The organism is Myxococcus llanfairpwllgwyngyllgogerychwyrndrobwllllantysiliogogogochensis, from assembly GCF_006636215.1.
Taxonomy (GTDB): Bacteria; Myxococcota; Myxococcia; order Myxococcales; family Myxococcaceae; genus Myxococcus; species Myxococcus llanfairpwllgwyngyllgogerychwyrndrobwllllantysiliogogogochensis.
The window spans coordinates 39,658-66,110 of sequence record NZ_VIFM01000034.1 but is presented as its reverse complement, the minus strand read 5'-3'; the positions used below and the strand labels follow the sequence as shown (position 1 = coordinate 66,110).

Here is a 26,453-nt window from a genome sequence, read left to right as displayed (position 1 = left end):
CCGCCCACCCGGGCGCCCCCGCGCTGGAGGCCGCCACCGCCATCCTGGAGGCCGGCGCCCCGTACGCGGCCACGCAGAAGATCCACCTGGAAGACGCCACCAGCATCTCCCCCGCGGAGGCGCCCCGCCGCGTGTTGGAGCTGCGCGAGCGCGTCGCCCGGGGTGAGCGCGTCGTGGCCGTCATCGACTCCGTCCTCACCCGTCCCGCAAGCCTCCCCCTGGCGCTCGCCGCCGACGGCGTCCTCCTGTGCGTCACCCTGGGGGAGACCGACTTCGGCTCGGCTCGCAAGACGATGGACTTCATCGGCGCGGAGCGCTTCGTGGGCAGCGTCACCTTCCCCCGGCCGAAGAAGAAGGGCCGGGCCTCGTCGTCCAGGAAGAAGAAGCCATGACGTCTCCTGACGCCCCGTCGCTCCGCCTCAGCGTCGTCGTCGCCACCTACAACCGGCTCCCCCTCATCTCCCGACTGCTGGAGCAGTTCGCCACCCAGACGCTCGCGCCCGAGCGGTTCGAGGTCGTGGTCGTGGATGACGGCTCCAAGGAGCCGGTGAAGGAGCCGCTGCTCGCCCTCACCGCGAAGCTGCCCTATGCCCTGCGCGTGGAGGTGCAAGCCAACGCGGGCGCCGCGGCCGCGCGACACCGGGGCGTGCTGGCCGCTCGGGGTGAAGTCGTGCTCGTCACCGACGACGACATGCAGGTGGCGAACGACTTCCTGGAACGGCACCTGGACCACCACCCCGCGGGCTCGCGGCACGTGGTGCTCGGCCGCATCCGGCCAGACCCGTCCATTGGCGACATGCCGCTGTTCGAGCGCTGGTACGCGTACCTCAACCACCGCATGGCGGAGGAGCTCTCCGTCCCCGGTGCCCGCGCGCACGGCAACCACCTGTACACCGGCAACGTGTCCTTCCATCGCGAGGACTACGTGGGCGTGGGCGGCTTCGACAAGTCGCTGGGCCAGTCCGAGGACGTGGAGCTGGGCGTGCGGCTGGAGAAGGCCGGCTGCTCCTTCGTCTTCGCCAGCGACGCGTATGTGTTGCACGGCAGTGACCACGTGTCCTTCGAGCGCTGGCTCAAGCGCGCGCACCGCTACGGCATGTTCGACACGCAGGTGGCGCGCAAGCACCCGGACGTGCGCGGCGTGAATCCGTGGCGGCTCCTGTTCGAGACGAACCCGCTGGCGCGCCCGCTGCTCGCGGCGACCGTGGTGGCCCCGGAGGCCACGCGCCTGTTGACGGGCGCGGTGATGCGCGCGGCGAAGGCGGCGGACAAGCTGGGGCTGGAGAAGGCGGCGTTCGCGGGCACCTCCGTGGTGTACGGCATGGAGTACCTGCGGGGCGCTCGCAACGAGGCGGGTGGATGGACTGGCATTGCCCGCGAGGTCGCGCGTTACCTCCAGGGCGGGGGGAGACGATGAACATCATGAAGTCGAAGCGCTCGATGCTCGGCGCGCTGGTCTCCGATGCACTGGAGCTGGCGAAGGCGGCCAACGGCGACACCGGCGCGAAGTCCATCGCGAAGATGGTGCTCACCAGTGACTCGTACCGCATCACCGCGCTGAACCGCGCCCGCGAGGCGGCGCTCGACTACCACATCCCCCTGGTCAACCACGTGCTGCGCGTGGCGCAGACGGCGGTGATGGGGATTGAGATTGGCAAGGACGTCACGCTGGGCAAGGGCGTGTACTTCGTGCACAGCCTGGGCATCGTGATTGGCGGCGACGCGCGCATCGGCGACCGGGTGCGCTTCTACGGCAACAACACCGTGGGCACCGCCAAGGACAACGGCTACCCGACCATCGAGGACGATGTGTGGATTGGGGCCGGGGCGCGCATCCTCGGGCCGGTGCGCATTGGCGCGCGCTCGCGGATTGGCGCGAATGCCGTGGTGCTCCAGGACGTTCCGCCGGACAGCGTGGCCGTGGGCATTCCCGCCCGCGTCTTCCCACGCAAGGACACCGACGACGTGGTGCTGTGAGGCCCGCCTCACGGCGAGCCCGGGGGAGATGAGTTCATGGAGGACGGCGTGAAGGGTTCGCGGAGGAAGGCCGGCGCGGCCGTGTTGACGTGCGCGCTCGTCGTCGGCGGCACGGTGGCGGTGGCCCAGGGACTCCAGGCCCAGGACGGCACCGGCGCCGAGCCCGTGGCCAGCGCGTCGCCCAAGGCGGCGGGCAAGGCGAAGAAGGCGTCTGGTACCACGGCGGCTTCCGGCGAGGCGAAGAGCACAGCCGGGGCTTCGGCGGAGAAGGCGTCCGGCGAGGCAAAGAACGCGTCCGGCACCACGGAGACCTCCGGAGAGGTGAAGAACGCATCCGGCACCACGGCGGCTTCCGGTGCGACCGCGTCCTCCGCCACGCTGGAGGCGCTCTACGACGGGGGCCTGGGCACCGGATGGAAGGACATTGGCTGGGCGCCGCGTGAGCTGCCTCGGGGCGCTCCGGCGCGCATGCGCCTGTTCAACTACGGCGGCTGGATTCTGTACCGCCCGAAGCTGGAGGGCTCATTCGGCGCGCTGTCCCTGCGCCTGAGCGCGCCCGAGTCCTACGGCGAGTTCCTCGAAGTGCGGCTGGACGCGCAGGGCTCCACCTCCTTCCCGCGCATCCCGATTACCTCCGAGCTCCAGGTCCGCAAGGACGGCGAGTGGTCTGAAATCCTCATCCCCATGGAGCTGCTCAACCCGCGCGGCGAGGCGTTCGACCGCGTGGTGCTGCGCGCGTCCAAGGACGTGGGGCGCGACTGGGTGCTCTTCGACAAGGTGTCGCTGGTGCCGCTGCCTCCCGAGGTCGCCGCCGCGCTCGCCGCGGGCGGGGGGCGCACCGGCAAGGGCAGCGGGCGCGAGACGAAGCTGACCATCGACTGCACCTCGCCCGGCCATCGCATCAGCCCGCTCATCTACGGCATCGCCATGGATGGCCTGCGCGAGAAGAAGGACCAGCACCAGTACCGCATGGGCGCGACGACGCGCCGCTGGGGCGGAAACCCCACGTCCCGCTACAACTGGAAGCTGGGCGGCGCGTGGAACACGGCCAACGACTGGTTCTTCCAGAACGTGGACATCGGCCTGAGCTACGAGGACTTCATCGCCTCCAACCGGAAGCACGGCATGATGTCCGCCGTCACGGTGCCGCTGATTGGCTGGGTGGCGAAGGACACGACGTCGGTGGGCTTCCCGGTGTCGAAGTTCGGTCCGCAGCGCGGCGAGGACAACGGCTCCGGCAACGGCGTCACGCGCGATGGCACACCGCTGAAGCCGGGCGCGCCGTCCCAGACGAGCACCGAGGCCTCGCCCGAGTTCGTCGCCGAGTGGGTCCGCACCATCCGCGAGCGGGACATCGCGCGCGGAGGGGAGCGCAACGTCCGGATGTACATCCTGGACAACGAGCCCATGCTCTGGAACTCGACGCATCGGGATGTCTTCCCGGAGCCGCTCACGTACGACGGGCTGTTGTCCCGGACGATTGCGTACGGCACCGCGGTGCGGAAGGCGGACCCGGAGGCGCTCATCGCGGGCCCGGCCGAGTGGGGTTGGACGAACTACCTCTGGTCGGCGGCGGACTTCGCGCCGGGCAAGGCGCCGCACTCGGACCGCCGCGCGCACGGGGATGTGCCGCTGTTGCCGTGGTACCTGCGGCAGCTGCGCGAGCACGAGAAGAAGACGGGCGTGCGCATCCTCGACGTGGTGGACGTTCACTTCTACCCGCAGACGAACGTCGGCGTGGGGTTGGAAGGCAACACGGACCCGGAGACGAACGCGCGCCGCATCCGCTCGACACGGGGCCTGTGGGACCCGACGTACAAGGACGAGTCCTGGATTGCCGAGCCCGTGCGCCTGTTGCCACGCCTCAAGGAGTGGATTGCGCAGAACTACCCGGGCCGGAGCATCTCCATCGGCGAGTACAACTTCGGCGCGTTCGGCCACATGAGCGGCGGACTGGCGCAGGCCGAGGCGCTGGGTCGCTTCGCGCAGGAGAACATCTACTCCGCGTACTTCTGGCAGTACCCCACGAATGGCAGCCCGGTGTTCTGGGCGTTTCGAGCGTTCAGGGACTTCGACGGGCGCGGTGGGCACTTCCAGGACTACTGGGTGCCGGCGAAGGCGGAGGAGGGCACCAGCGTGTTCGCCTCGCGAGACGAGTCGGGGACGAAGCTGGTGGCGGTGGTGTTGAATTTTGATCCGGACCAGGCCGCGCAGGCTCGGGTCGAGCTGAAGGGTTGTGGGACGCTCGAGGGTGCGCGCGTGCTGGGGTATTCGGGCGCGCCGGGTGGGTTCCTGGAACAGACGGCTGGAAGCAAGACGGCGGGGACGCTGACGCAGCGGCTGCCGCCCTACTCGATGACAGTGCTTGATTTGACGGTGAAGAAGCCATGAGTGCCGCGACCCCCGAGACTCCGAAGCCGACGCCGTTCACCACGGGCCGCCCGCGCCTGCACATTGGGCAGTTGGCCATCGACCAGCTGACGTTCGAGGACGCCGTGCAGCAGATTGGGCGCCTGGTCGATTTGCACCAGGGCGGCTACGTCTTCACGGCCAACGTGGACCACGTGGTGCTGGCGGAGGACAACGTGCAGTTCCGCGAGGCGTACTCGCGCGCCACGATTTCGGTGGTGGATGGGATGCCGATTGTCTGGGCATCGAAGGCGATGGACGTGACGTTGCCCGAGCGCATCGCCGGCTCGGACCTGATTCTCCCGCTGATGAAGCTGGGGGCGGAGCGCAAGTGGCGGGTGTTCCTGCTCGGCGCGGGCCCTGGCGTGGCGGCGAAGGTGGCGAAGCAGGTGAAGGATACGTACGGCGTGGAGGTGGTGGGGTGGGACTCGCCGATGGTGAAGACGGATGGAGGGGATGCGCAGAACGACCCGATTGTGGCGAAGATTCGGGAGGCGGATCCGCACCTGCTCTTCGTGGCGTTGGGGAGTCCGAAGCAGGAGGTGTGGATTTCGCAGGTGGCCGGGAAGCTGGGGCCCACCGTGGCGATTGGCATCGGGGCGGGGTTCGACTTCATCGCGGGTACGGCCAAGCGCGCGCCGCAGTGGATTTCCAAGGCGGGCTTCGAGTGGCTCTACCGTCTGGTCAATGAACCCAAGCGCCTGTGGCGCCGGTACATCCTGAATGACTCGCGCTTCGCGACGATTCTGGTGCGTGAGTTCTGGCAGCGGACGGGTGGGAAGTCGGAGTAGCCACCCCACGTCTGCCCAGGTGGCGACGAGCGCGGCCTCGCACATCCCCCGAAGGTCAACGAGGCCGTGAAGCCGCTGCAGCACTGACTCACCACCAAGAGCCTCCAGGCGAAGCAAGTGGTGCGTGCGAATCGACTTCCCCTCAAAGCTCGCTCGGCTGCCCATGGGTTCTCCGAGGAGAACCTTCAAACGAGGGGATAGCTCAGGGTTGGGCCCGACCCGACCTTCAGTCTGCCTGACGCCATTCTTTACGGCGTTCCCTACCGAGCCCCGTCGCGCCGGAGCAGCCGCGCTGGCACGGCCCAGGCGTCTTCACCGCACATCGTCGTGGCATACTCCGGAGCAGGCCGACTCTGACCCGCGGCTCGCTGGCTCGACTGAAAGGACGCGCCCATGCGACTCCGCGCCTGCGCCACACTTCTGCTCTTCCTCTCGGCGTGCGCTACGTCGGCACCGAGCCCAAGGGAGCAAGTGCCCTTGAACCCAAGGGTCGCCAACCTCCAGCGAGCGGCGACGCTGCCGTGGGCGGATGGCGGGCGCTGCGTGGTGCGGGAGGCATCCAACGAATGGGCCGTGCTTGTGGAGAGGTGCTATCAGGCGCTCGACCATCAGCGGGTCCAGTTTCGCGATGTCACGGGAAGATGCTCTGTCGCCTCCGCGGGGGCCGCGACCTTGGGTTTAGGGGTCTGCATCCTGATAGCACCCGAGATAGTCGTTGGAGCCGTGATTGTCGCTGGAGCAGTCGTGGTGGCCGTCGCCATCAAAGAAGAGTTGGATGCATATCGGAGGGCATCTCGTGAGGGTGCGCAGCCTGAGACCCAAACGCGGCCCCCCGATGAGCAGGAGCGTTTGACGCACCGAAAGCCCGAGCCAGCAGGGCAGGACTGGTTCCCCCCGGCGCCGACCGATCCACTGGACCGAGAACGCCATCCGGAGTGCAGGCCCGTCCCGGTGCCGCACGCGGGCGAGGATGCTCCGCATAACGAGTGCGCCGACACGTTTCCGCCCAACCGCTATCCCGGCAATGACGTGCTCGTTGGCGGCAAGCGGTTTGATGCGCTTCAAGTCGGCGCGCGTGTGCTGTGGGAGATCAAGACCCATCAGTTTGACACGTACAGTGACTTCCTCCGGGATCGGGTCGTCGAAGATCAGTTGGAAGAGCTCCAGGAGGACCGCGACATCGCAGCGGCCTGTGGATATAGCTTCGTCGTTGGGGTGAGTAGTGCCGCGCACAAAGATGCGCTGCTGCGACAGGACTCCAGCCTCAGAATCGCCGTCACGGGATGCAAACGATGACCACGCGAAAGCGCCTTGATATGACCGTCTACGCGCCTACACTCGCGGGGCACGACGGCCGCACACTCGCTGTCGTCCGTGGCATGGAACGGGCGCTGCCCGGTTTGCGCCTGGAGTGGGAAGTGAGCAAAGGAGGGCGCCCCATCGAGCTACCACAACGCGAGGCGTGGCTCGCTGAGGCGGCAACACGCGGAAAGTTCCCACTGCTATGCAACGGTGACGAGAGCTACCCAGTAACCATTTCTGGGATGCGACGCTCCGCGAGCGCAAGCCCTGGCGGCCAGCAACAGCTCCAAGTCCATGCGAAGTTGCCGCTGGACGCGGCCAGCATCACGGCAGCGGTGGAGATGCTGGAGGGCATGGCGGAAGGCGCACGCGCGTTCTGGGGGCATGCGACGCCGGACGGAGCCGCGCTGGACATTGCGTATCAGACAGCACCCACGCTGGAAGGGCCGCCGTCCCCACGCAGGGGGCTGCCCGCCCTGAAGCTCTTCGAGCACATCCGCTCGCCTGAGATTCCCTATTACCTCGGCTGGCTGAACTACTGGTCGGATGCTGCCGCGGAAGCCATCGGGTTCCCCGACCCTGCCCGCGACACGGACCTGCTCTCACGGGCGCGGCGCACGGCAACGGGTGGATGGATTGTGCCGCTCACCGAAGCGCCGCTCGATCTCGACAACCCCGCCCACCTGGACGCGCTCTTACGGGCCTACGAGCGCTTCCCGAAGCTCGGCGGTCGCTCACCGCCTTGACGCCTCAGCGCGGGGCGCAGCTGTCACCTCTCCCCTCAGATGGCCAACATCTGACATTGTCAGGGCCAACACCTCGCACCTCGTTTTGAGTGGCCTCACACGCCGGCACTAGGCTCCGTGGCAAGACCGATGACCGTGAGAGAGACAACGAGGGGGGAACGAAGTCCACGAGTCAAAGACTCGCTGATTTCGACCCAGGTCAATGACTTCATCATCGAGGAGCGCATCGGCGAGGGAGGCATGGGCGTCGTCTATCGCGCCGTCCACCCCTTGATTGGCAAACAAGTCGCCATCAAGGTCCTCCGCGCCGAGCACGTCACCCAGCAACAGGTGGAACGTCTGCTCATCGAGGCACGCGCCGTCAATTCCATCCGCCACCCGGGCATCATCGACATCTTCGGGTTCGGACGCCTGCCCGACTCGCGGCCCTACATCATCATGGAGCTGCTGCGCGGCCAGTCCCTCTCCGAATCCCTCAAGCAACTCGGACGCCTGGACCCCAACACCACCGCCTGGATTCTCGACCAGATTCTCTCGGCGCTCGGAGCCGCTCACAAGGCGGGCGTGGTGCACCGGGACATGAAGCCCGGCAACGTGTTCCTCGCGGAGATGCTCGACGGCTCGCGCGCCGTCAGGCTCGTCGACTTCGGCATCGCCAAGCTGGTGCGCAGCCACGACGGCCCCACCACCGTGGACGGCACCATCCTCGGAACCCCCGAGTACATGGCCCCCGAGCAGATTCGCGGAACCACCGTCACTTCCGCGACCGACCTCTATGCCGTCGGCATCATGGCCTTCCAGATGCTGACCGGCGAACGCCCCTTCAAGGGCGAACAGCTCCAGGTCCTCTTCGCTCACGTCGAGCAACCACCCCCGCTCCCCTCCTCACTCGTCCCCGGCATCGCGCCCGAGTTCGACACCCTCGTCCTTCATCTGCTCGCCAAGGACCCGGCCCTGCGCCCTGAGTCCGCCGAGGCCGTGCAACAGGCGTTGAAGCGGATTCCGCCCACCGTCGTCCCTCCGTTCGGCCCCGGAACGACCGCGACCGTTCAACCCATCGGCCGTGAAGGTGGGACGAAATCCACCTGGTCCCAGGTGAAGCTCGCCCACCCCAAGACCCGGCGCGGACGTGTCTGGCTGGCCGCCGGCGCCGCGCTCCTCTCCAGCGTCGCGACGGCAACGTTCCTGCTCTCACCCTGGGGGCCCGGACGCGCGGGGACAACACCCGTCCCGACCACCGTCACCACGGCGGAGGCGCCCCGTCAGAATCCTCCGGAGCGCGCGCCCGTTCCTGCTCCGCCGCCTCCCACGCAAGAAGCCTCCGCGCAACCTCTCGCGGTCAACGACCCGGCGCTCCCCTCGAAAGGCGCGACTCCAAACCTCCCCGAGCCCGGCTCCGAGGGAAGCACACAGCCCTCCAACTCGGCGGCGCTCCAGGCGCCCTCCACGCCCGCTGTCTCCGACGCGGACGCCTCCACGGCCACCCCGGCCGTCCACAAGACCGCGACCGACCCCAAGCAGCAGCCATCGCGGCCCACGCCGAGGCACCCAGCGGCCTTCCTGCCACGCGGCGAGAAGGCGCCCCCGGACCCCAAGCTGGTCCAGCGCGTCTACAACCTCGAGGAGCGCTACTTGAAGCAGACCTCGGGCCGCGCCCCTTCGGAGGAGTTCGAGAAGGAGCTCAAGCACCTCCACGCACGCGCACTCAAGGCGACGACCCGGGCCGAGAGCACACAGGTCAGTGCGTCAATCTCCACGCTGACGCAGCACCTGCGCACGCTCCAGGCCCCCAAGGTCGCCACCGCGCCGCCCTCGTCAGCGGACACGCATCCCGAGCCCACGCCACCGCCTCCTTCCGTGGTGCCCCTGCGCGCGCCGGGCCCTCACGTGCTGGCGATGCTTTCGACTCCAGCCCTGACGCCCAGCGATGACCGGCTGGCGCGGCGCTTCGTCCAGTTCAAGGCGATGTACCTGGAGCGCGCGTCCAAGCATGAGTACCCCCGGGTCATCGAGGAGTCGCTCGTCCGCATCCATGACCTCGCGATGAAGGAGACGACCGCCACCGAGCGCATGGACATCCACCGCGCGCTCGATGCCTGGAAGGAAGTCCTGGACCACGCCACGCCGAAGTGAGCGGAGCCGCGCTCAGACGCTCATCGACTGCATCATCTCCGAGGGCTTCATCATCGGCATGTTCGAGGAGAACGCCGGCTCCATGCTGTTCGCGGACTGCGTCCGGCCCATCATCTTCTCCATGTCCGGCTGGCGCTGCCCGTCCTCGAAGGTCGACTGCGACTTCTCGTTGGCCTTGGGCTGCTCCTTGCCAAATGGCCGAGGCTGCCCCGCCCGCTCCGCCGCGTCGTTCGCCTTCTTCTTCGCCTCATCCGCGCGACGCGCGGACTCGGACGCCTTCGCGGAAGCGGACTCGAGCTTCTTCTGCGCGTTGGCCAGCTTCACCAGGGCGGTCTGCTCGTCCGCCTGCGCCTCCGCGAGCGCCTTCGCCGAGGACTCCTGCTGCTTCGGCGTCTGCCCCGGCGCATTCGCCTTCATCTCCGCCTCCACCCGCCTCTTCGAAGCCTCGTCGAGCGCCTTCTCCGCGGCCTCGGCCTGCTTGCGCGCGTTCTTCTCCGCCTCCTTCGCCGCCTTCGCCGCCCGAACCTCCGCCTCCGCCTTCTTGCGCGCATCATCCGCGCGCTGCGCGTCATCCGCCTTCGGGCCCTGCTGGCGCATCGTCGAACGGCCATCCACCTTGGTCAGCGAATTCACGGGTCACTTCCTTCCAAGTGCGATGAGGGACAGACACCCCTTCTTCGCCAGAAGCGCCCACACGGTTACATCGGGAATTACTTTTCCGGGGCCCGACACACATCCGGGTCCCCGTCCCCCGCGTCACGGCAGGCTCAGCTTGAGCCCGTAGGGGATGGTCCTGTCCTTCACGCCACCAGGGTCCACCTTCACCTGGTCATCCCGAACCAGCGTGGCCGAGTCCGAGCCGTCGAACGACACCGCGTCATCCACCCCCAGCTTCACCAGCGAGTCGCGAATCTCCGCGAGCGTCTTGCCCGGCTTCGACCCGTCGTCCTGCGCGACGACATACGTGGTGCCCGTGTCCCGGTCGTAACCGACGACGACCTTTCCACTGTTCGCACCCCGCTCGTTCTGGTCCTTGAAGCCCTCGTTGTTCCGCTGCGTCAGGTCGGACGCATAAGCCCCCGGGTCTCCCGTGAGCGGCGCCGCCGAGGACGTCCCGGGCTTGTACTGATTCCCGTCCCCATACGGCGTGTTGTTGATGATGAGCGGCACCGCCCCACCAAACGCCACCTTCGAATCCGCCGGCGGATCTCCCTGCCCGAACTTCAGGCCACTCGACGTCCACGCCGCATAGAACCGGTCCGGTGACGACTCACCCCCCAGCACCTTCCCGTTCTCAATCACCTTCCCCACCGGACTGCTCCCGGAGAAAGGGACGCCATAGAAGCTGGTGTTGATGATGGTGTCGCTGCCTGGCTGACGCCCCTCCTCCTGCGCCAGCTTGGAGAAGGGCTTCGCCGCCTCCGGCCTCGCCCAGCTCCCCAACACGTTGTCGACGATGCTGCCCCCATGCTCGACAACGGATGGCGTGGCGTTCTTCATCGCCACCACGTGGAGGCCATCGGCCTCGAACTCCACCGGCTGTCTCGGGTTCGCGTTGATGCGCTCCGTCACCGCCGCGGACAGCCGCTTCCCGTCCGCCTCCGTCGTCGGAAGCCTCAGCTCCTGCGTCCGCGCCGAGTTCTGGGCCTCGCGCAGCAACACGTCCGACGTGGCCGCCGAGCGGCGCAACGTGATGTCCCCGTTGCCCGGCAACGCGTAGCCGTCCGTCTTCTCTCCCGGCAGCTCCGGATAGGACGCGTCGTCCACCACGTTCACCTGGACACCGCGCGCATCCAGGTCCGCGAGCGCCTTCTGGCCCTCCGGCGTGGCGCTCAACTCCTGCCGCAGTCGGTCGACAGACGACTTGTTCGCCTCGTCCTTCAGCCGCTGCGTCGTCGCGGTGTGTTCGGCGCGAAGCTCCTGGCGCAGGCCCCCTGGGACGTCCCTCAAGTCCAGGCCCTTCTTCACGTGCGCGTCGTAGCGGTCCCACGCCTCCTTCTCCGGCGTGCTCACGTCCGCGACCATCATCGACTGGAGTTCGGGAGACAGCTTCGCCTTGTCCAACTCCGCGGCGCGCTCGGGTGAGCCGGGCGGCGTGTCGAAGATGCGCTTCGCATCCGTCGCCGACACCGTCCCCGCCTCCGTGTATTGCGACTGCGCCTTCTTGTACGCGTCCAGCGACTCGTACGACTGGTTCGTCGTCGGGTCCAACACCTGCTCGCCCTGGCGCACCACCACGTGCCCCGTCTGGCCCTCCGTCCCCGGCCGCTGGTCCTTCAGGAAGACCATCTCCGAGCGCGCGAGCAACTCCGGCGACGCCTTGTCCACCCAGTCCGCCGCCGTATCCAGGCAGTTGACCTTGCCGTCCTTCGCATCCTCCGTGAGCAGCGACGACGCCTCCGAGTTCCCCGGAGGCGCCGGCACATGGCCCAGCAGCTTGTCGCGCAGCACGTTGCGCGAGGCGTCCTCGAAGCTCGACACACTGCTCCGCACCGGATTGGACGTGGCGCCCGAGAGGCGCTGCGCGTCATACGGAGGCGGCAGGCCCTGGACACTGGCCTGCGTGTTCGCCTCACGCATCGCGCCCTGCGCACGCTGGGCGGAGCGCGCGGCATGCTCCTCCGCGGCCCGCTGCGACTCCTCGGCCCGAGCCGTCCGCTGCGCGGCGAGCTTCTCCGCCCGCTGCGCCTCCACGGCCTCCTTCCTGGAGTCCTTCGCCTCTGTCGGAGTCTGCCCCGGCGCCTCGGCCTGGGACTTCGCCTTCGCCGCCTCCGCTCGCGACTTCTCCTGCGCGCGACGCGCGGCCTCCGCGGCACGACGTGACTCCTCGGCGGCACGACGCGCGGCCTCCGCCGCCTTCCTCGCCGCCTCCGCGCGACGCCGAGCCTCTTCCGCACGCCGGGCCGCATCCGCCTCGGCGGTCCCCGTCGACGACGTCGTCGGTGAGCCACCTCGAATCGCCGCCGTGCCCCCCATGCGTCACTTCCTTTCGGAAAGTCGAAGCCCGTCTCCTCATTTTCGATTCGGTGATTTCGGGGTTTCCCAGCGCACGCTGAACCCAGCGCGTCTGTTCCCCGCTCGACACCTCCAGGGGTTGCCGCAGGACATTGGTGGGTGGCCGCTCGGGGGTTTCCAGCGGGTCGTGAAACGCCTCATGAGCAGGCGAGCGCAAGCGACCCGGGGGAACCGCGTAGGGTTCGTGTGACGCGGCATTTCACGCGAGTCCCTCCAGGAACCCCTTCCATGAACCCAAGACCTTCATCCCGTCTCCTCACCGTGGCCCTCTCGGGCCTCACGGCCCTGGGCCTCCTCACCGCCGCGGACACCCGCAAGCCCGCGACGCAGTGGCTGGCCCGCCCCACCGAGGCCGCCCGCATCGCTCGCGTGGAGCAGGGCCTGCCCGCGGTAACCCTCCCCGGCGAGGCGCCACGTCAGCTCTCGCTGCCTCAGTGGATGGAGCTGTATGGCATCCCTGGCGTGAGCATCGCCGTGTTCGACCAGGGCTCGCTCATCTGGGCCAAGGGGTACGGAGTGAAGCAGGTGGGCGGCACCGACGCCGTCACCGTCGACACGCTCTTCCAGGCCGCGTCCATCAGCAAGCCCGTGGCGGCGCTCGCCGCGATGCACCACGCAGAGAAGCGCAAGTGGTCGCTCGACGCGGACATCAACGACACGCTCATCTCCTGGAAGCTGCCCGACAACGAGTTCACCAAGGAGCAGAAGGTGACGCTGCGCCGGCTGCTCTCGCACAGCGCGGGGACGACGGTGAGCGGCTTCCCCGGCTACTCCGTCACCGGGCCCGTGCCCACGACCCAGCAGGTGCTCGATGGCGAGAAGCCCGCGAACACGTCCGCCGTGCGCGTGGACACCGTGCCCGGCACGCTGACGCGCTACAGCGGCGGCGGTACCACCATCGTCCAGCAGATGCTGGTGGATCAGCTCAAGAAGCCCTTCCCCCAAATCATGAAGGAGACCGTGCTCGCGCCGCTCGGCATGAAGCACAGCACCTACGAGCAGCCGCTGCCCAAGCACCTGGCGTCCATGGCGGCCAGCGGCACGTACTCCGGGGGCAAGAGCGTCGAGGGCCGTTGGCATGTCTACCCGGAGATGGCCCCCGCCGGATTGTGGACGACGCCGTCGGACCTCGCCCGCGTCGCGCTGGAGATGTCCAAGGCGACGAAGGGGCAGTCCCGCCGCGTGGTGTCCCAGGCGATGGCGAAGCAGATGCTCACCCGCCAGTCAGAGAGGTTCGGCATCGGCTTCGAGCGTCCTTCGGACCAGGACTGGTTCGGCCATGGCGGCTCGAACGAGGGCTACCGCTGCTTCCTCATGGCCTTCGAGTCGGGCAGCGGCGTGGCCATCATGACCAACTCGGATGCGGGCTCACGCCTCTTCGAGCCCATCATCGCGAGCGTCATGGCCGAGTACGGCTGGAAGGGCTACACGCTCGCTCCCGACAATGCCTTCACCACGGTGGACCTGCTGACGCGATTGAAGGGCGCCGATGCCGCCATCACCTGGTTCAAGGCCCGCAAGAGCGCCGCCACACCCGAGGACAAGCAACTGTCCCCCGCCGTCCTCAACGACATCGCCTACTCGCTCCTGCGCTCGGGCAAGGTCCCCGACGCCGTGAAGATGTTCGAGGCCAACGTCGAGCTCTACCCGCAGGACTCCAACGCCCACGACAGCCTGGGTGAGGGCTACGCCGAGGCCGGGCGGAAGGACGAGGCCATCTTCCGCTACAAGAAGTCGCTGGAGTTGGACCCCAAGAACAACAACGCCGTGATGATGCTGGAGAAGCTCGGCGCGGCCTCGAAGTAGCGGGTCTCCCCTGGGGAGGATTGTTTCCCGCGTGGAAACAGTCCTCTGCCCGGCGCCCCATTTTTCGCGGACGCCCAGGTCTCTACTGTTCCTCTTGTCAGCAACGCACACCGCGGCAGACGCGGTGAAACCAAGAGGGAGTACGCCATGAGCGCCACCGTCCAGAAGACCCAGACCCAGCCCGACACCATCGTCCTCGTCCACGGCATGTGGATGACGCCCAGGAGCTGGCAGGGCTGGATTGACCGCTTCACGAAGGCCGGCTACCGCGTCATCGCCCCGTCGTGGCCCGGCCTGGAGGTCGGCGTGGAGGCGCTCCAGAAGGACCCGACGCCGCTGGAGAACCTGCGCGTGAAGCAGATTGTCGACCACTACGAGCGCATCATCCGCGCGCTGCCCACCCCGCCCATCCTCATGGGCCACTCGTACGGCGGCGCCTTCGTACAGATGCTGCTGGACAGGGGCGTGGGCGCCGCGGGCGTCGCCATCCACTCCGCGCCGGTGAAGGGCGTCTACACGCTGCCGTTCACCACCATCAAGTCGACCGCGTCCACGCTGCTCAACCCGGCCAATGTGAATCGTCCCGCGCCGATGACGCCCGAGCAGTTCCACTACGCCTTCACCAACACGCTGACGCAGGAGGAGTCGGACGAGGTGTACCGCACACAGTACGTGCCGGGCTCGGGCCGCGCGCTGTTCCAGGGCGCCCTCGCCAACCTGACGCCGCACTCCGAAGTCACCGTGAATCTGAAGAACGACGAGCGCGCGCCGCTGCTGTTCCTCTCGGGTGACTCGGACATCATCCTCCCGGCGAAAATCCAGCGGGAGAACGTGAAGCGCTACGCGAAGTCGAAGGCGGTGACGGAGTACGTGGAGCTCAAGGGCCGCTCGCACTACACCGTGGCGCAGCCGGGCTGGGAGGCCGTCGCGGACCTCGCCCTCAACTGGGCCACCGAGCACGCCACCGTCCGGAGCTGAGTCGTTGTTTCGATATCGCGGAACTGGGGAGGCTCAGGACGACGCGAAGAGCGTGTCCCAGTCCGGGCCACCCAGTCGGGACACGAGCGCCTCCATGTTCGCGCGAGTCGTCTCGGCCAGCACGTAGTCGAACCTGAAGCCACAGGCTCCGAAGTCACAGGGCTCCAGGTCCTGGATTCGAGTCGAGCATCCTCGAGACCCGGTGCAGGTCGACTGGCGCGCGGGACAGAGCGCTCGCTTCGACAGCACCGCCATCCGGAGGAAGGTCTTGAAGTCCTCGGGTGAGCGGAACACCTGACGGGACTCGACGCCCGACCCTCCGACTCCGGGTGGATGGAAGCCCGCGCCGCTCGTCGTGCCGAGCGTGACGAGTACGGACTCCGCCGTCAGCCGCAGTGTCCTTGGCGGAGACGACGGGGGTGTCTTGAAGACGCACCACAGGCCCGACTTCATCGGAGCCGTCTCGTCCTCCACGACCTCCAGATGAGCCAGCGCGTTGCCTTGTGCCGTGAAGTCCTGCGTCTCCGTCCCGTTTGCATCTTCCAAACGGAGACACCGTTCCTGTGCTTCGAGCCTCGCCTTGAACGCCTCGAAGACTGACACCGCCTGGCCCTTCCGGTGCTCGGCCACTCGCGCGGCATCGGTCCGTGCCTGGGGCTCCGTCACCGACACGTCCGCATCGTTCAGCACGGGCCCCGCCTGAGACTTCCTCGTCGCGGTGTCCTTCTCGAGGAAGCCCGCCCGAATCACCTCGTCCGTTTCCCGGTCGTGTGCCGCCTGCGCGGACTTCAACAACTCAGCGATGAGGTGACGCCTTCTCACGGGTATCGCGTCCTCGGAGAGCCGCAGCACGGGCGACGCCGCATCTTCCTCATGCAGCGCGACCCGGTTGGACTGGCTCTTCTTCTCGGGAGGCGCGTCGTCAGAGCGTCCCGGTGCGGGAGAGGACTCCGCTCGCTCCTCGTGCTGTGCGACTCGGAAGTGCGCGTTGTAGAGCCCCGGCGCTATCGCGCTCAGGTGAAGGGACTTCGTTCCCCGCGCGGCCTCCTCCGGTGAGTGGCCCGTCTCCGTGGTGAGGGGGAACATCGCCACGCGCCAGTGCTTGCACTTCGGACAGGACACATTCACGCCCGGAAATGGCCAGTCCCTCGGTGGCGCGTGCACGCGGTCCTCCAGCACCGCGTCCACATACGCCTGCGTGTCCTCCAGGTTCGCCTCGCGCAAGCCCTCCGCATCGAGCAGGGGCCGCTCCGCCTCCACGAGCAGCGCCGGGTCATAGAGCACGAGCAGCAGGTCCTCGAACCCCGGGGCCACGCCGCGCTCCCGACGCAGTCCCACGAGCTGAAGCGCGAGGGGCGTCGTCCGCGAGAACTCCAGCGCCTCGTCACCCTTCAAGTGGAACCGTCGGTTCCCCGGGTCCGCCTTCCCCTGCCTGCGCAGGCTCGCACTCACGTACTGCCGCAGCAGTCCCACCGCGCAGTCCGTACACTGCGCTTCTCTCAGCGTCGCGTGGTGCGCCTCTCGCTCCGGCGCCGTCGCCACCGCGACCTTCTTCGGAGATTCCGCTTCCGCCCCGCCCCGCCTCTTCGCCGCCTTCGCCGTCATGCCTCAGCTCCCGTGCAACGCTTCGAGCCTTGTCGACGTCTCCGCGTCCAACCGACCCGTGACGGCCAGGCCATTGCGGTGCTGGAAGGCTCGAAGCGCGCTGCGCAGCTCCAGCGTCATCCGCCCCGTCGGCGCCAGCGCGTACCCCAGGTTGATGAGCCGGGCCTCCGCCCCCGCGACACCGTCATCCGGCACGTCGTGCATGGGACGCAGCGTGCCCAGCTCCAGCTCCCACCACTGGTCCTCACACTCCAGCTCGGCACGACTCGCGCTGAGCGGAACGCGCTGCACCAGGAGGCCGTTTCCGTCCGTCTCCCCCTCCACCACCCGGGGACCGAACAACAACAGATAGGGTCTGCTCGCGAGCGGTGCGCCCACGTCGTCTCGCAACTCGAGCCGCAGATAGCGGGCACTCGCATTGACAGTGAGAGAGCGCGGCAACCCTTCACAGAGCGGCATCAACGAGGGGCGCGGCTCCGGGATGAACACCGTGTCCCCGGGATAGAGCACACTCGGATTGGGCCGCTTGCGACGCAGCTCCGCATTGGCCGGATGCTCGTAGACCTGCCGGTAGTCCAGGATTCCGTAGCGCCGTGCGACCAGCAACATGCACTCGCCACGTCGAATGACATGGGTGGTGGACATGGTCTTCCCCCTCGTCGATGAAAGAGCCCCAACTCCCTCACCGTCCAGGAACGCTAGTCGAGGCTCCGCATTTCGCGGCATGCACCTCAGGGCATAGCGGCTTCCCCTTCCTTCCACTCGGCAGCCACGGGTTCGCCGCGCCGCGCCAGAGTGTCCGTCGCGCGCTACTTCCTCGCGTCGCTCAGCCTCGCCGCCTGTGTCAGCAGATAGTTCCGCTCCGGCAGACTCGTGGTGCGCGCCGCGGCCTTCCGGTAGTGCTCCACCGCCGCCTCGTGCTTCCCCGCTCGCTCCAGCAGGTGCGCGCGGACCGCATCGAGCCGATGGCTCCCCTCCAGCCGCCCTTCCTCATCCAGCCCCTTCACCAGCACCAACCCCGCCTCCGGCCCCAGCACCATCGCCGTCGCGATGGCGTGGTTGAGCGCCACCACCGGGTTGTCGGACAGGCACATCAACACGCCGTAGAGCGCCAGCACTTGCGGCCAGTCCGTGTCCTCCGCGCGCGCCGCCTCGTCATGCACGGCCGCGATGGCCGCCTGCACCTGGTACATCCCCAGCGAGCCCTTCGACAGCGTCGCGGAGATGAGCGCGATTCCCTCCGTAATCATCCTCGCGTCCCACAGCGTCCGGTCCTGCACGTCGAGCGGAATCAGCTCCCCCGCCGCCCCCGTCCTCGCCTTCCGGCGCGCGTCCGTGAGCAGCATCAACGCCAGGAGCCCCGCCACCTCGCCGTCCTCGGGCAGCAGCGTGTGCAACAACCGCGTCAGGCGAATCGCCTCGCCCGACAGGTCCGTGCGGTGCAATTCCGGACCGGACGTCGCCGTGTAGCCCTCGTTGAAGATGAGGTAGAGCACGTGCAGCACCGTGCCCAATCGCTGCGCGGTCTCTTCCGGCGTGGGCTTCTGGAATGGCACCCCTGAGCTCTTGATGGCCTGCTTGGCGCGGCTGATTCGCTGCGCCATCGTCGATTCAGGGACGAGGAACGCCTTGGCGATTTCGGCCGTCGTCAAGCCGCCCACCGCGCGCAACGTCAGCGCAATCGCGGACGTCGTCGACAGCGCCGGGTGACAGCACATGAACAGCAACACGAGCGCATCGTCCCGCCCCAGCGCCTCGTCGCTGTCCAGCGACAACACGAGTTGCAGCTCCGGCGGCACCAGGCTGACGACCAGCTCCTCGCGGTGGCGACGGGCCGCCTCCGCGCGCACATGGTCTGTGATGCGCCGCGAGGCGACCTGAATCAGCCACGCGCGCGGGTCGTCCGGCACGCCCTCGCGCGGCCACTGCAGGGCCGCCGCGAGCAGCGCTTCCTGGACCGCGTCCTCCGAGGCTCCGAAATCTCGAAACCGCCGGATGACCGCGCCCAACACCCGCGGTGCATGCTCGCGCAGCAGGTGCTCGATGTGGACGAGTTCCGCGACCACCATCACTCCATGTCGGGAGGGGGACCGCTCATCACCTGCCGCACTTCAATCGACAGGTTGAGCGGCTTGCCACCAGGTCCGGGCGCGGCGGAGGCCTCGGCGGCGATGGCATAGGCGCGCTCGGGGTTCTCCACCTCGACAATCCAGTAGCCCGCGAGGAACTCCTTCGACTCCGGGAACACGCCATCGGTGATGGGCTTGCCGTCCGCCCCGGCCCGCACGCTCTTCGCCTGGTCGGGTCCAGCGAGGCCCTCGGCGCCTAGAAGCTCGCCCGAGGCGCCGAGCTTCTTCGCGAAGCCCTTCATGAACGCGATGTGCGCCTGGAGGTCCTTCTGCGGCCAGCTGGCGACCTGGTACGCCCCACCGGTCGGGGTGTTCATCATGAGCATGTACTTCATGGGTGGCTCCCTCTTTCTCTTGGCACCGCGCCCCTCCATTGGGGCGCGTTCATCGAGATGTCGGAGCCAGGAGCGAGGTCTCGACATCGTCGATGACGATATTCGACCGACCTCCCAGGTCGGCGAACAACCGCGCGCGATTCCACGGGAAATGCGCGGCGCGTCGAAGGCCCACGCGCCGCGCGAGGCGTGGGATTCAGAGCACCTTGCCGGGGTTGAGGATGCCCAGTGGATCCATCGCCCCCTTGATGCGGCGGTGCAGCCTCAGCCCCTCTTCCCCCAACTGCCGGCCCAGGAAGGGCTGCTTCAGCGCGCCCACTCCGTGCTCGCCGGTGATGGTGCCGCCCAAATCGAGCGCCGCGCCGAGGATGTCGTCGAACGCCCCGCGCGCCCGCTCCAGCGCCGCCGCGTCCTGGCGGTCGAAGACGACGGTGGGGTGCATGTTCCCATCCCCCGCGTGACCGAAGGTGCCGACGAGGACACCCCGGTCGGCGGCGATGCGCTCGACGGCGGCGAACAGCTCTGGGATTCGCGACAGCGGCACGCCCACGTCATCCAGCAGCGTGGCGCCCTGCCGCTCCAGCGCCGGGTACGCGAGGCGGCGCGCGGTGAGGAGCAGCTCCCCCTCGGCTTCATCCGAGGTGTGCATGACGAAGGTCGCCCCGGTGGCCTCGCAGCAGCTCGCCATGGCCTCGATTTCCGCCACGCCCTGCTCGCCGCCCGCGTCCGAGCGCGCGAGGAGGAACGCCGCCGCGTCCACGTCCAGGCCCAGGGGTTTGTAGGCCTCCACGGCGCGGCACGTGGCCTGGTCCATCAGCTCCAGCATCGACGGACGCGTGCGCGCCATGATGTCCGTGACGGCCGCACCCGCGCCCGCGAGCGTGGGGAAGGTGGCCACCAGCGTCGTCGCCTTGGGCGGCTTGGGGCGCAGCTTGAGCGTCGCCTCGGTGATGACGCCCAGCGTGCCTTCCGAGCCGACGAACAGGCGCGTCAGGTCATAGCCCGCGACGTTCTTCACCGTGCGCCCGCCCGTGCGCACCACGGAGCCATCCGCGAGGACGACCTCGAGTCCGAGCACCGCGTCCCCCGTCACGCCGTACTTCACGCAGCACAGTCCGCCCGCGTTGGTGGCGAGGTTGCCGCCCAGACTGGAGAACTCCCAGCTCGCCGGGTCCGGTGAGTACCAGAGCCCGTGCGCGGCGGCGGCGGCCTTCACCTCCGCGTTCAGCACGCCGGGCTGCACGACGGCGAGCATCCCCTTCGCGTCGACCTCCAGCACGCGGTTCATCCGCATCAACGACAGGACGATGCACCCGTCGAGCGCGTTCGCTCCGCCAGACAGCCCCGAGCCCGCGCCCCGAGGCACCACGGGGACTCGACGTGCCGAGGCGATGCGCAGCACCGCGCGCACGTCCTCCGTGCACGTCGCGCGCACGAGGACCTGGGGCAGGCCCGCGGGGGCCCACTCGGCCTGGTCCCTCCGGTGCGCGTCGAGTACGTCCGCGTCCGTGACGAGCGCCTCCGCGGGAAGCACCGCCGCCAGCTCTCGCAGCAACGCTCCGTTCCCATCGGTCGTCATGGAGCAACCTCCTGCCGCGGCGACGTGAGCGCGCGTCCTCGCGAGGCAATCCCGGCACTCATGAGGCTGCCCTCACGGCGATGAGTTGACTGACGCAGCGAGGTTGCCTTCCCTCTGGTCCTCATGGGGCAACCTCCTTGCGCGTGGGCGTGAAGTCACACGCGCCCTGGCCGCTCATCGCGCGGCCTCCGCCGGCACCGAGACGGACGCTCGGTAGAACCCCACGATGTGCTCGCGCAGCAGCGCCGCCGCGCCCGCCGCGTCACCTCGCTCCACCGCGTCGAGCATCGTCGCGTGCTCATCCGCGAGCCGCTGGAGCACTCCCGGTCCCTCCGTCCCCAACGCGTCGAGCAGGTGCCTCGCCATCGCGTCGCGCAGCGCGAGCATCACCAGGTGCATGGCCCGATTGCCCGACGCCGCCACCAGCTCCACGTGGAAGCGCACGTCGGCCTCATGAAAGGACTCCGCGGTGACACCCGGCCGCCGCATCTCCTCCAGCGCCGCTCTCGCGGCCTCCAGGTGCGTCCGGTCCGCCCGCCGCGCCGCCCGCTCCAGCGCCGCCGCCTCCAGCACACACCGCAGGTCGACCAGGTCCTCCAGTGACGCCAGCCGCAGCCGCACCACATGCGTCAGCGCCTCGCTCAGCAGGCCGCTCGCCGCCCGCGCCACCAGCGCCTTCCCCCGCCCCACCACCAACCCCTGCGCCTGGAGCGCCCGGAGCGCCTCGCGCACCGAGGCCCGGCTCACCCCGAACTGCTCCGCCAGCTCCCGCTCCGGGGGCAGCGCGTCCCCAGGCGGCATCCCTCCACTGAGGATGGCCTCCCGAATCCGCTCCGCCACCTGGAGATACAAGGGGTTACGAACCACCGCCTGGAACGTCCGTCCGGAAACCATGACGGACAGACTACCTGATTGACTGATGGTCAGACCAGCGGAGACGATGGAGCGGTCGTTCGTTGAGACCCCAATGGAGGTGACACCCATGGCCAAGGTCCTGATGCTCGCAGGCGACGCGGCGGAGTCCCTGGAGGTGATGTACCCGTACCAGCGACTGCTGGAGGAGGGTTACGAGGTCCACCTCGCGGCCCCGTCGAAGAAGAAGCTCCAGTTCGTGGTGCACGACTTCGTGGACGGCTTCGACACGTACACGGAGAAGCCCGGCTACACGTGGCAGGCGGACCTGGCCTTCTCCGAGGTGAAGCCGGCCGACTATGTCGCGCTCGTCATCCCCGGCGGCCGAGCCCCCGAGTACATCCGCAACGACGCCGATTGTCAGCGCATCGTCCGGCACTTCTTCGACAAGAACCAACCCGTTGCCCACATCTGCCACGGCCCGCTGCTGCTCACCGCGGCCGGCGTCCTCAAGGGCCGCAAGAGCGCCGCGTACCCCGCACTGAAGCTCGACGTGCGGGACGCCGGCGCGGAGTTCATCGACTCCGCCGCCGTCGTCGACGGGAACATGGTCTCCGCCCGCGCCTGGCCGGACCATCCGGCCTGGATGCGCGAGTTCATGAAGATTCTGCGCGCCAAGGCGCCCGCGGCCTGAGCCGCCGTCGCTGAAGGGAAGCAGCCAGTCCGCTGGCACTTGGAGGCCTCCCACGTGGGGGCCTTCTTCGTTTGCGGGGCAGGGAGCCAAGCAGGGGCCTTTCAGCCCGGCGGCTCTCCCATCGGCCTCACTTTTGTAATGATTTTTGGGGCGAGGGGGCGTTTTCTAACGATTTCCGCAATCTTCTAACAAGTTCATAGGGGACAGTGCCCGGTCTATCGATTCTTCAGAGCACGGTGCGCCCGCAGTTCACTGCAAAGGCAGGTCCTAGTCCTACACGTGCTTGTCCTACCCGTACTTGAAGGGGGACCCCATGTACCTGAGCAGAGGCATCCCCATCGGATACGCGAAAGCCATCGAGGATCATGGCCTCGGCGTCGTGCCTCCCCATCAGCTCTCGGCCTGCGTGGGCTCGGTCAAGCATGTGCGGAGCAGCGACGGGCGCGAGTTCGTCACCTACCCGAGTTCGTACGACCCGGGTCCGGCGCTTTGTGATCATCTGGAGTTCGCGCTCAAGCACGAAGGCATCTCCCTGGAGGTGCTCGCCGCGTTGTTCCGCGCGGTGAAACAGGGACCCTTCGAGGACGAGCTGTCCCGCCACATCCAGGCACGCCCCACCGGTCAGAACACCCGTCGGCTCTGGTTTCTCTATGAGTTCCTCACGGGACGTCGGCTTCCACTCGAGGACGTGACCACAGGCAACTATGTCGAGTTGCTCGACCCGAAGCGCTACTACACAGCGACGCCCATCAACAGCCAGCGCCATCGCGTGCGCGACAACCTTCTGGGCAATGTGGATTTTTGTCCCATGGTGCGCCGTACGCCCTCCCTCCAGGAGTTCGAGGCGAAGCAGCTCGCGAACGAGGCGGCTCGAATCGTGGAGTCCTACGACGAAGATGCCCTCCGCCGCGCCGTCGACTACCTCTACGCCAAGGAAACCCGCTCCTCTTTCAACATCGAACGGGAGACTCCCAGCCAGCAGCGTGCCGCGCGGTTCGTCTCCCTCTTGCGTGAACTTCCCGCCCTGGACTCCCTGAACGAGGCCGCTCTGGTCCACATGCAGAATGTCATCGTGGAAGACCGCTTCAAGGAGAAGGGTTACCGCGAAGCACAAAACTATGTGGGCGAGTCCGTTGGCGTGGGACTCCGTCAACGTGTCCATTTCATTTCGCCACAGCGCAAGATGCTCCCTCGCTTGATGGCGGGATTGCTGTCCTCATTGGACCGCATGATGGCTTCCAGCGTGGACCCCATCGTTCATGCGGCCGCCATCTCCTTTGGCTTCGTCTTCATCCATCCCTTCGAGGATGGCAACGGACGGCTCCACAGGCTGCTCATCCACTACATCCTCTCCAGGGCCGGGTTCACCCCCCAGGGGCTCATCTTCCCCATCTCCGCGGTCATGTTGCAGCGGAAGGACCAGTACGACGCTTGCCTCGAGTCCTTCTCCAAGCCGCTGATGAAGCTCATCGACTATGAGGTGGACGAGAAGGGACTCCTGACGGTGAAGGGCAAGACGAGCGGCTTCTATCGCTACGTCGACTTCACGCGCATGGCGGAGGACCTCTACCGCTGGACGGAAGAAACCATCCGCACGGAGTTCCGCGACGAGCTGGACTTCGTCGTCCGCTACCGAGAGGCCCGCCCGAAACTCGACGGCGTCGTCGAGCTGCCAGACACGCTGCGCAACCGCTTCGTCCAGTTCTGCCTCCAGAATGGAGGTCGCTTGTCCAAACAGAAACGCACCAAGTACTTCATCAACCTGACCGACAAAGAAATCCACGCGCTGGAAAAGGTCGTCCAGAAGTACCTGGTGCCTCGCCCCAAGGCCCCCGCGACCTGATCCGCCGTCCACACGGCACGACGCCGTGGCCCCTCTTCCGAGAGACCACGGCGTTCACCCCACCATCTCTGTTTCTCCGTCGGAACTCAGAGCGCCTGCGCCACTTCACTCCGCCCGCTCGGCACGCCTAACGCGACTGTCCGTCATGCTTCTGGCGGTGGATGCGGCGGTTGAGCTGGTTCTGCTCGCGCCGGATGCCCGCGCGCTCACGCGCATCGAGGCGTCCGTCATCCGCTCGCGCCTGATGGATGTCCCGCCGGAGCTCGCGGTGCTGAGACTGGAGCCGCACCGCCTCGCGGCCCGTGAGCTCTCCACTCTTCACGCCCTGGACGATGCGCGCCTGCTGACGCACCTGCCGACGGTCCGCCTTCGCCGCGCTCGCGGGCAGCGCCAACAACAACCCCAGCACCAGCGTCCCCACGGTCCACACGTTCCGCTTCATGGCTCATCTCCAGCGTCAGGCCGGGCAGGCCGGCTCATCGGGTCTGGAGGTACGAACCCGGGTCCCCGCGAAAAGTCGCGGGGCACCTCGGCACAGCCTTGCTCTCACGAGTGCTACCCTCGCCCGCCCCAGCCATGGCCGAGGACTCACCCAGCCCGCCCGCGCGGCGAGATTCGTCATCCGACGACGACCTCCACATCTCCCTCCCCCGACTCCTCGTCATCCGCGTCTGGAGCCTGGGCCTGGAAGGGGTGAACCGGCTGGGGGATTTTCTCGTGCTCGCGTGGCGCCCCCGGCTCCTGCTCGCCTGGCTGCGACTGTGGCTGCGCGAGGTGCTCGTCTCGCCCTACCGCCCGCGTCGTTCCTTCGAGTTGATCCGCGTCCTGCGCGCGAGCCACCAGGACTTCCACGAGCTGATGTACGGCGAGACGCCCGTGCACACCGCGCTGTCGCTCTTCCGGAAGGCCGGGCTGACGAAGGGCTCCCGGCTGGTGGACCTGGGCGCGGGACGCGGGCGGGCCCTGCTCGCCGCGCGCTGGCTGGGCGCGGAGGCCCTGGGGCTCGAACTGCTCGAACAACACGTCGCGCTCGCCTCGGGGCCCCTGGCCAGAACCGGCGCGGTGCTGCGGCAGGCGGACGCCACCCAGACAGACCTTTCGCTCGGCGACGCCACCCACGTCTTCATCAACTGGACGGCCTTCGCTCCAGACACCCGGGCCCGGCTCGTCACCCGCCTGCTCGCCTGCCGCCCCGGCACCCGCATCCTCACCGTCACCCGCCCCGTGGAGGCCAAGGGCTTCACCGTCCTCTCCCACCACCGCGCCCTCTTCACCTGGGGCCTCGAGTCCGTGTGGATTCACGAAGTCCAAGGAGCTGGCACTGCGGGGCCCGGCGCCGCGCTTTGAGATGCAAACACTCCCTCCCCTGGCGCGAGCGCATCCGACGCAACGGTGGCTTCCGCTCGTGACGGCTCCATGCCTAGGCTCGCCGGCTCGATGCCGGTGGGACGGGTGGGCTCCTCCGGCCCCTTCCCCTCACCGAATGAATCAAGTCCCCAGGCCCTCGGGCCCGGGGCACAGAGGAGCAGACTCACATGAAGGCATGGATGGCCGTGGCGATGCTGGCGGTGGTTCCCCTCGTCGGATGCGGTGGTTCGCGCGAGCTGAACCGCGCGAAAGTCGAAGTGAACGTGCTGCGCAAGGACAAGGAGACGCTGAGCGCGGAGAACGAGGCGCTCAAGACAAAGGTCGGCGAGCTGGAGGGTGAGCTGGCCAACGTGTCGAAGGAGCGCGACGAGCTGAAGGTCGCCGCCGAGCAGGCCGCGGCCGCCGCCCCCGCCGCCGTCCCCGCGTCCGGCAAGAAGCGCAAGAAGTAGCCCTGAAGGTGATGCCGATGACCGGGGCGCGCACCACGGCGGTCCATGTGCACGAAGGCTGTGACGTGTACGTGGGCCGGGCCTTCCGCGCGTGGGCGAAGCCGAGCCCCACCAACCCCGTGCCCGGTCGTTTCGGCAACCCGTTCAAACCCGGAGGCGTCGGCACTCCGGGCGCCATGCTGAAGAAGTACTTCGTCCCCTGGCTCGGCGCGCTGCCGGAGACCGAGCAGCAGCAGGTCCGCGAAGAGGCCCTGCGTCGCATGGGCCCGGACGTGGACGCCTTCGAGTCCTTCCGCTGGTACCTGGACTTGCGCACCCGTCACGACGCCGCCTGGCGCGAGGACGTGCTCGCGCTGCGGGGCCAACGGCTGGGTTGCTGGTGCAAGCCCGGCCCCTGTCACGCCGACGTGCTGGTGTCCTGGCTGGACTCGCGGCGCTGACC

General features: G+C 68.1%; 24 protein-coding genes. 15 read left to right on the top strand and 9 right to left on the bottom strand.

What is annotated here, in order from left to right; translation table 11 throughout:
- The 8 genes from FJV41_RS11530 to FJV41_RS11495 form a co-directional block, all read left to right on the top strand.
- Positions 1-392 (top strand): hypothetical protein (locus tag FJV41_RS11530; RefSeq protein WP_141642496.1); only part of this gene is annotated, 392 nt, incomplete at its 5' end.
- A complete protein-coding gene (gene epsD, locus FJV41_RS11525) occupies positions 389-1,417 on the top strand; it encodes an exopolysaccharide biosynthesis glycosyltransferase EpsD (protein WP_141642495.1) in 1,029 nt (342 codons plus the stop codon). The genes FJV41_RS11530 and epsD, both read left to right, overlap by 4 nt.
- Before the next feature lie 5 nt (positions 1,418-1,422).
- Positions 1,423-1,977 (top strand): serine O-acetyltransferase EpsC, encoded by a 555-nt coding sequence (gene epsC / locus FJV41_RS11520; protein WP_254624167.1) that lies wholly within the window; start codon positions 1,423-1,425, stop codon positions 1,975-1,977.
- Between the two features lie 36 nt (positions 1,978-2,013).
- Entirely contained in the window at positions 2,014-4,368 is a 2,355-nt protein-coding gene (epsB, locus tag FJV41_RS11515) for a GH44 family glycoside hydrolase EpsB (protein WP_141642494.1), read from the top strand.
- Positions 4,365-5,177, top strand: coding sequence for an exopolysaccharide biosynthesis glycosyltransferase EpsA (epsA, locus tag FJV41_RS11510; protein WP_141642493.1), 813 nt, complete (start codon positions 4,365-4,367; stop codon positions 5,175-5,177). The genes epsB and epsA overlap by 4 nt, the downstream gene beginning before the upstream one ends.
- Before the next feature lie 747 nt (positions 5,178-5,924).
- Positions 5,925-6,473 (top strand): DUF6310 domain-containing protein, encoded by a 549-nt coding sequence (locus FJV41_RS54840; RefSeq protein WP_306440874.1) that lies wholly within the window; start codon positions 5,925-5,927, stop codon positions 6,471-6,473.
- A complete protein-coding gene (locus tag FJV41_RS11500; RefSeq protein WP_141642491.1) occupies positions 6,470-7,225 on the top strand; it encodes a DUF5953 family protein in 756 nt (251 codons plus the stop codon). Before FJV41_RS54840 ends, FJV41_RS11500 begins: the two co-directional genes overlap by 4 nt.
- Before the next feature lie 135 nt (positions 7,226-7,360).
- Entirely contained in the window at positions 7,361-9,358 is a 1,998-nt protein-coding gene (locus FJV41_RS11495; protein ID WP_246137150.1) for a serine/threonine-protein kinase, read from the top strand.
- A gap of 12 nt (positions 9,359-9,370) precedes the next feature.
- Here FJV41_RS11495 and FJV41_RS11490 read toward each other — a convergent pair whose 3' ends face one another.
- Positions 9,371-9,991, bottom strand: coding sequence for a hypothetical protein (locus FJV41_RS11490; protein WP_141642489.1), 621 nt, complete (start codon positions 9,989-9,991; stop codon positions 9,371-9,373).
- A gap of 123 nt (positions 9,992-10,114) precedes the next feature.
- Positions 10,115-12,334, bottom strand: coding sequence for a phosphodiester glycosidase family protein (locus FJV41_RS11485; RefSeq protein WP_141642488.1), 2,220 nt, complete (start codon positions 12,332-12,334; stop codon positions 10,115-10,117).
- A gap of 267 nt (positions 12,335-12,601) precedes the next feature.
- Here FJV41_RS11485 and FJV41_RS11480 point away from each other — a divergent pair, with 267 nt between their 5' ends.
- Positions 12,602-14,179 (top strand): serine hydrolase domain-containing protein, encoded by a 1,578-nt coding sequence (locus FJV41_RS11480; protein WP_141642487.1) that lies wholly within the window; start codon positions 12,602-12,604, stop codon positions 14,177-14,179.
- A gap of 147 nt (positions 14,180-14,326) precedes the next feature.
- Positions 14,327-15,157: an alpha/beta hydrolase gene (locus FJV41_RS11475; RefSeq protein ID WP_141642486.1), complete on the top strand. Its 831-nt coding sequence runs from the start codon at positions 14,327-14,329 to the stop codon at positions 15,155-15,157.
- A gap of 33 nt (positions 15,158-15,190) precedes the next feature.
- Here FJV41_RS11475 and FJV41_RS11470 read toward each other — a convergent pair whose 3' ends face one another.
- From FJV41_RS11470 to FJV41_RS11445, 6 genes are all read right to left on the bottom strand, one after another.
- Positions 15,191-16,762 carry a hypothetical protein gene (locus FJV41_RS11470; RefSeq protein ID WP_141642485.1) on the bottom strand — a complete coding sequence of 524 codons (1,572 nt, stop codon included), beginning with the start codon at positions 16,760-16,762 and terminating at the stop codon, positions 15,191-15,193.
- 3 nt (positions 16,763-16,765) lie between these two features.
- Positions 16,766-17,407: a peptidoglycan-binding domain-containing protein gene (locus FJV41_RS11465; RefSeq protein ID WP_174456137.1), complete on the bottom strand. Its 642-nt coding sequence runs from the start codon at positions 17,405-17,407 to the stop codon at positions 16,766-16,768.
- Positions 17,408-17,571: 164 nt separating this feature from the next.
- Positions 17,572-18,831 carry an RNA polymerase sigma factor gene (locus FJV41_RS11460; protein WP_141642483.1) on the bottom strand — a complete coding sequence of 420 codons (1,260 nt, stop codon included), beginning with the start codon at positions 18,829-18,831 and terminating at the stop codon, positions 17,572-17,574.
- Positions 18,831-19,226, bottom strand: a complete 396-nt coding sequence (locus FJV41_RS11455; protein WP_141642482.1) for a YciI family protein — start codon at positions 19,224-19,226, stop codon at positions 18,831-18,833. Before FJV41_RS11455 ends, FJV41_RS11460 begins: the two co-directional genes overlap by 1 nt.
- A gap of 196 nt (positions 19,227-19,422) precedes the next feature.
- On the bottom strand, positions 19,423-20,805 hold the full coding sequence (locus FJV41_RS11450; RefSeq protein ID WP_141642481.1) for an FAD-binding oxidoreductase: 1,383 nt from the start codon (positions 20,803-20,805) through the stop codon (positions 19,423-19,425).
- A 174-nt stretch (positions 20,806-20,979) separates the two neighbouring features.
- Positions 20,980-21,699, bottom strand: coding sequence for a FadR/GntR family transcriptional regulator (locus FJV41_RS11445; protein ID WP_174456133.1), 720 nt, complete (start codon positions 21,697-21,699; stop codon positions 20,980-20,982).
- Positions 21,700-21,787: 88 nt separating this feature from the next.
- Between FJV41_RS11445 and FJV41_RS11440 the strand changes: the two genes are divergently transcribed.
- Complete coding sequence (locus FJV41_RS11440) at positions 21,788-22,351, top strand: DJ-1/PfpI family protein (RefSeq protein WP_141642479.1); 564 nt, start codon at positions 21,788-21,790, stop codon at positions 22,349-22,351.
- Between the two features lie 313 nt (positions 22,352-22,664).
- Positions 22,665-24,194, top strand: a complete 1,530-nt coding sequence (locus FJV41_RS11435; protein WP_141642478.1) for a Fic family protein — start codon at positions 22,665-22,667, stop codon at positions 24,192-24,194.
- Between the two features lie 127 nt (positions 24,195-24,321).
- Here the strand turns inward: FJV41_RS11435 and FJV41_RS11430 are convergent, their stop codons facing one another.
- Complete coding sequence (locus tag FJV41_RS11430) at positions 24,322-24,636, bottom strand: hypothetical protein (RefSeq protein ID WP_141642477.1); 315 nt, start codon at positions 24,634-24,636, stop codon at positions 24,322-24,324.
- A 134-nt stretch (positions 24,637-24,770) separates the two neighbouring features.
- Between FJV41_RS11430 and FJV41_RS11425 the strand changes: the two genes are divergently transcribed.
- From FJV41_RS11425 to FJV41_RS11415, 3 genes are all read left to right on the top strand, one after another.
- Entirely contained in the window at positions 24,771-25,541 is a 771-nt protein-coding gene (locus FJV41_RS11425; protein ID WP_246137149.1) for a class I SAM-dependent methyltransferase, read from the top strand.
- Positions 25,542-25,729: 188 nt separating this feature from the next.
- Positions 25,730-26,011, top strand: coding sequence for a hypothetical protein (locus FJV41_RS11420; RefSeq protein WP_141642476.1), 282 nt, complete (start codon positions 25,730-25,732; stop codon positions 26,009-26,011).
- A gap of 11 nt (positions 26,012-26,022) precedes the next feature.
- Entirely contained in the window at positions 26,023-26,451 is a 429-nt protein-coding gene (locus FJV41_RS11415; RefSeq protein ID WP_246137153.1) for a DUF4326 domain-containing protein, read from the top strand.
- Positions 26,452-26,453 lie beyond the last annotated feature (2 nt).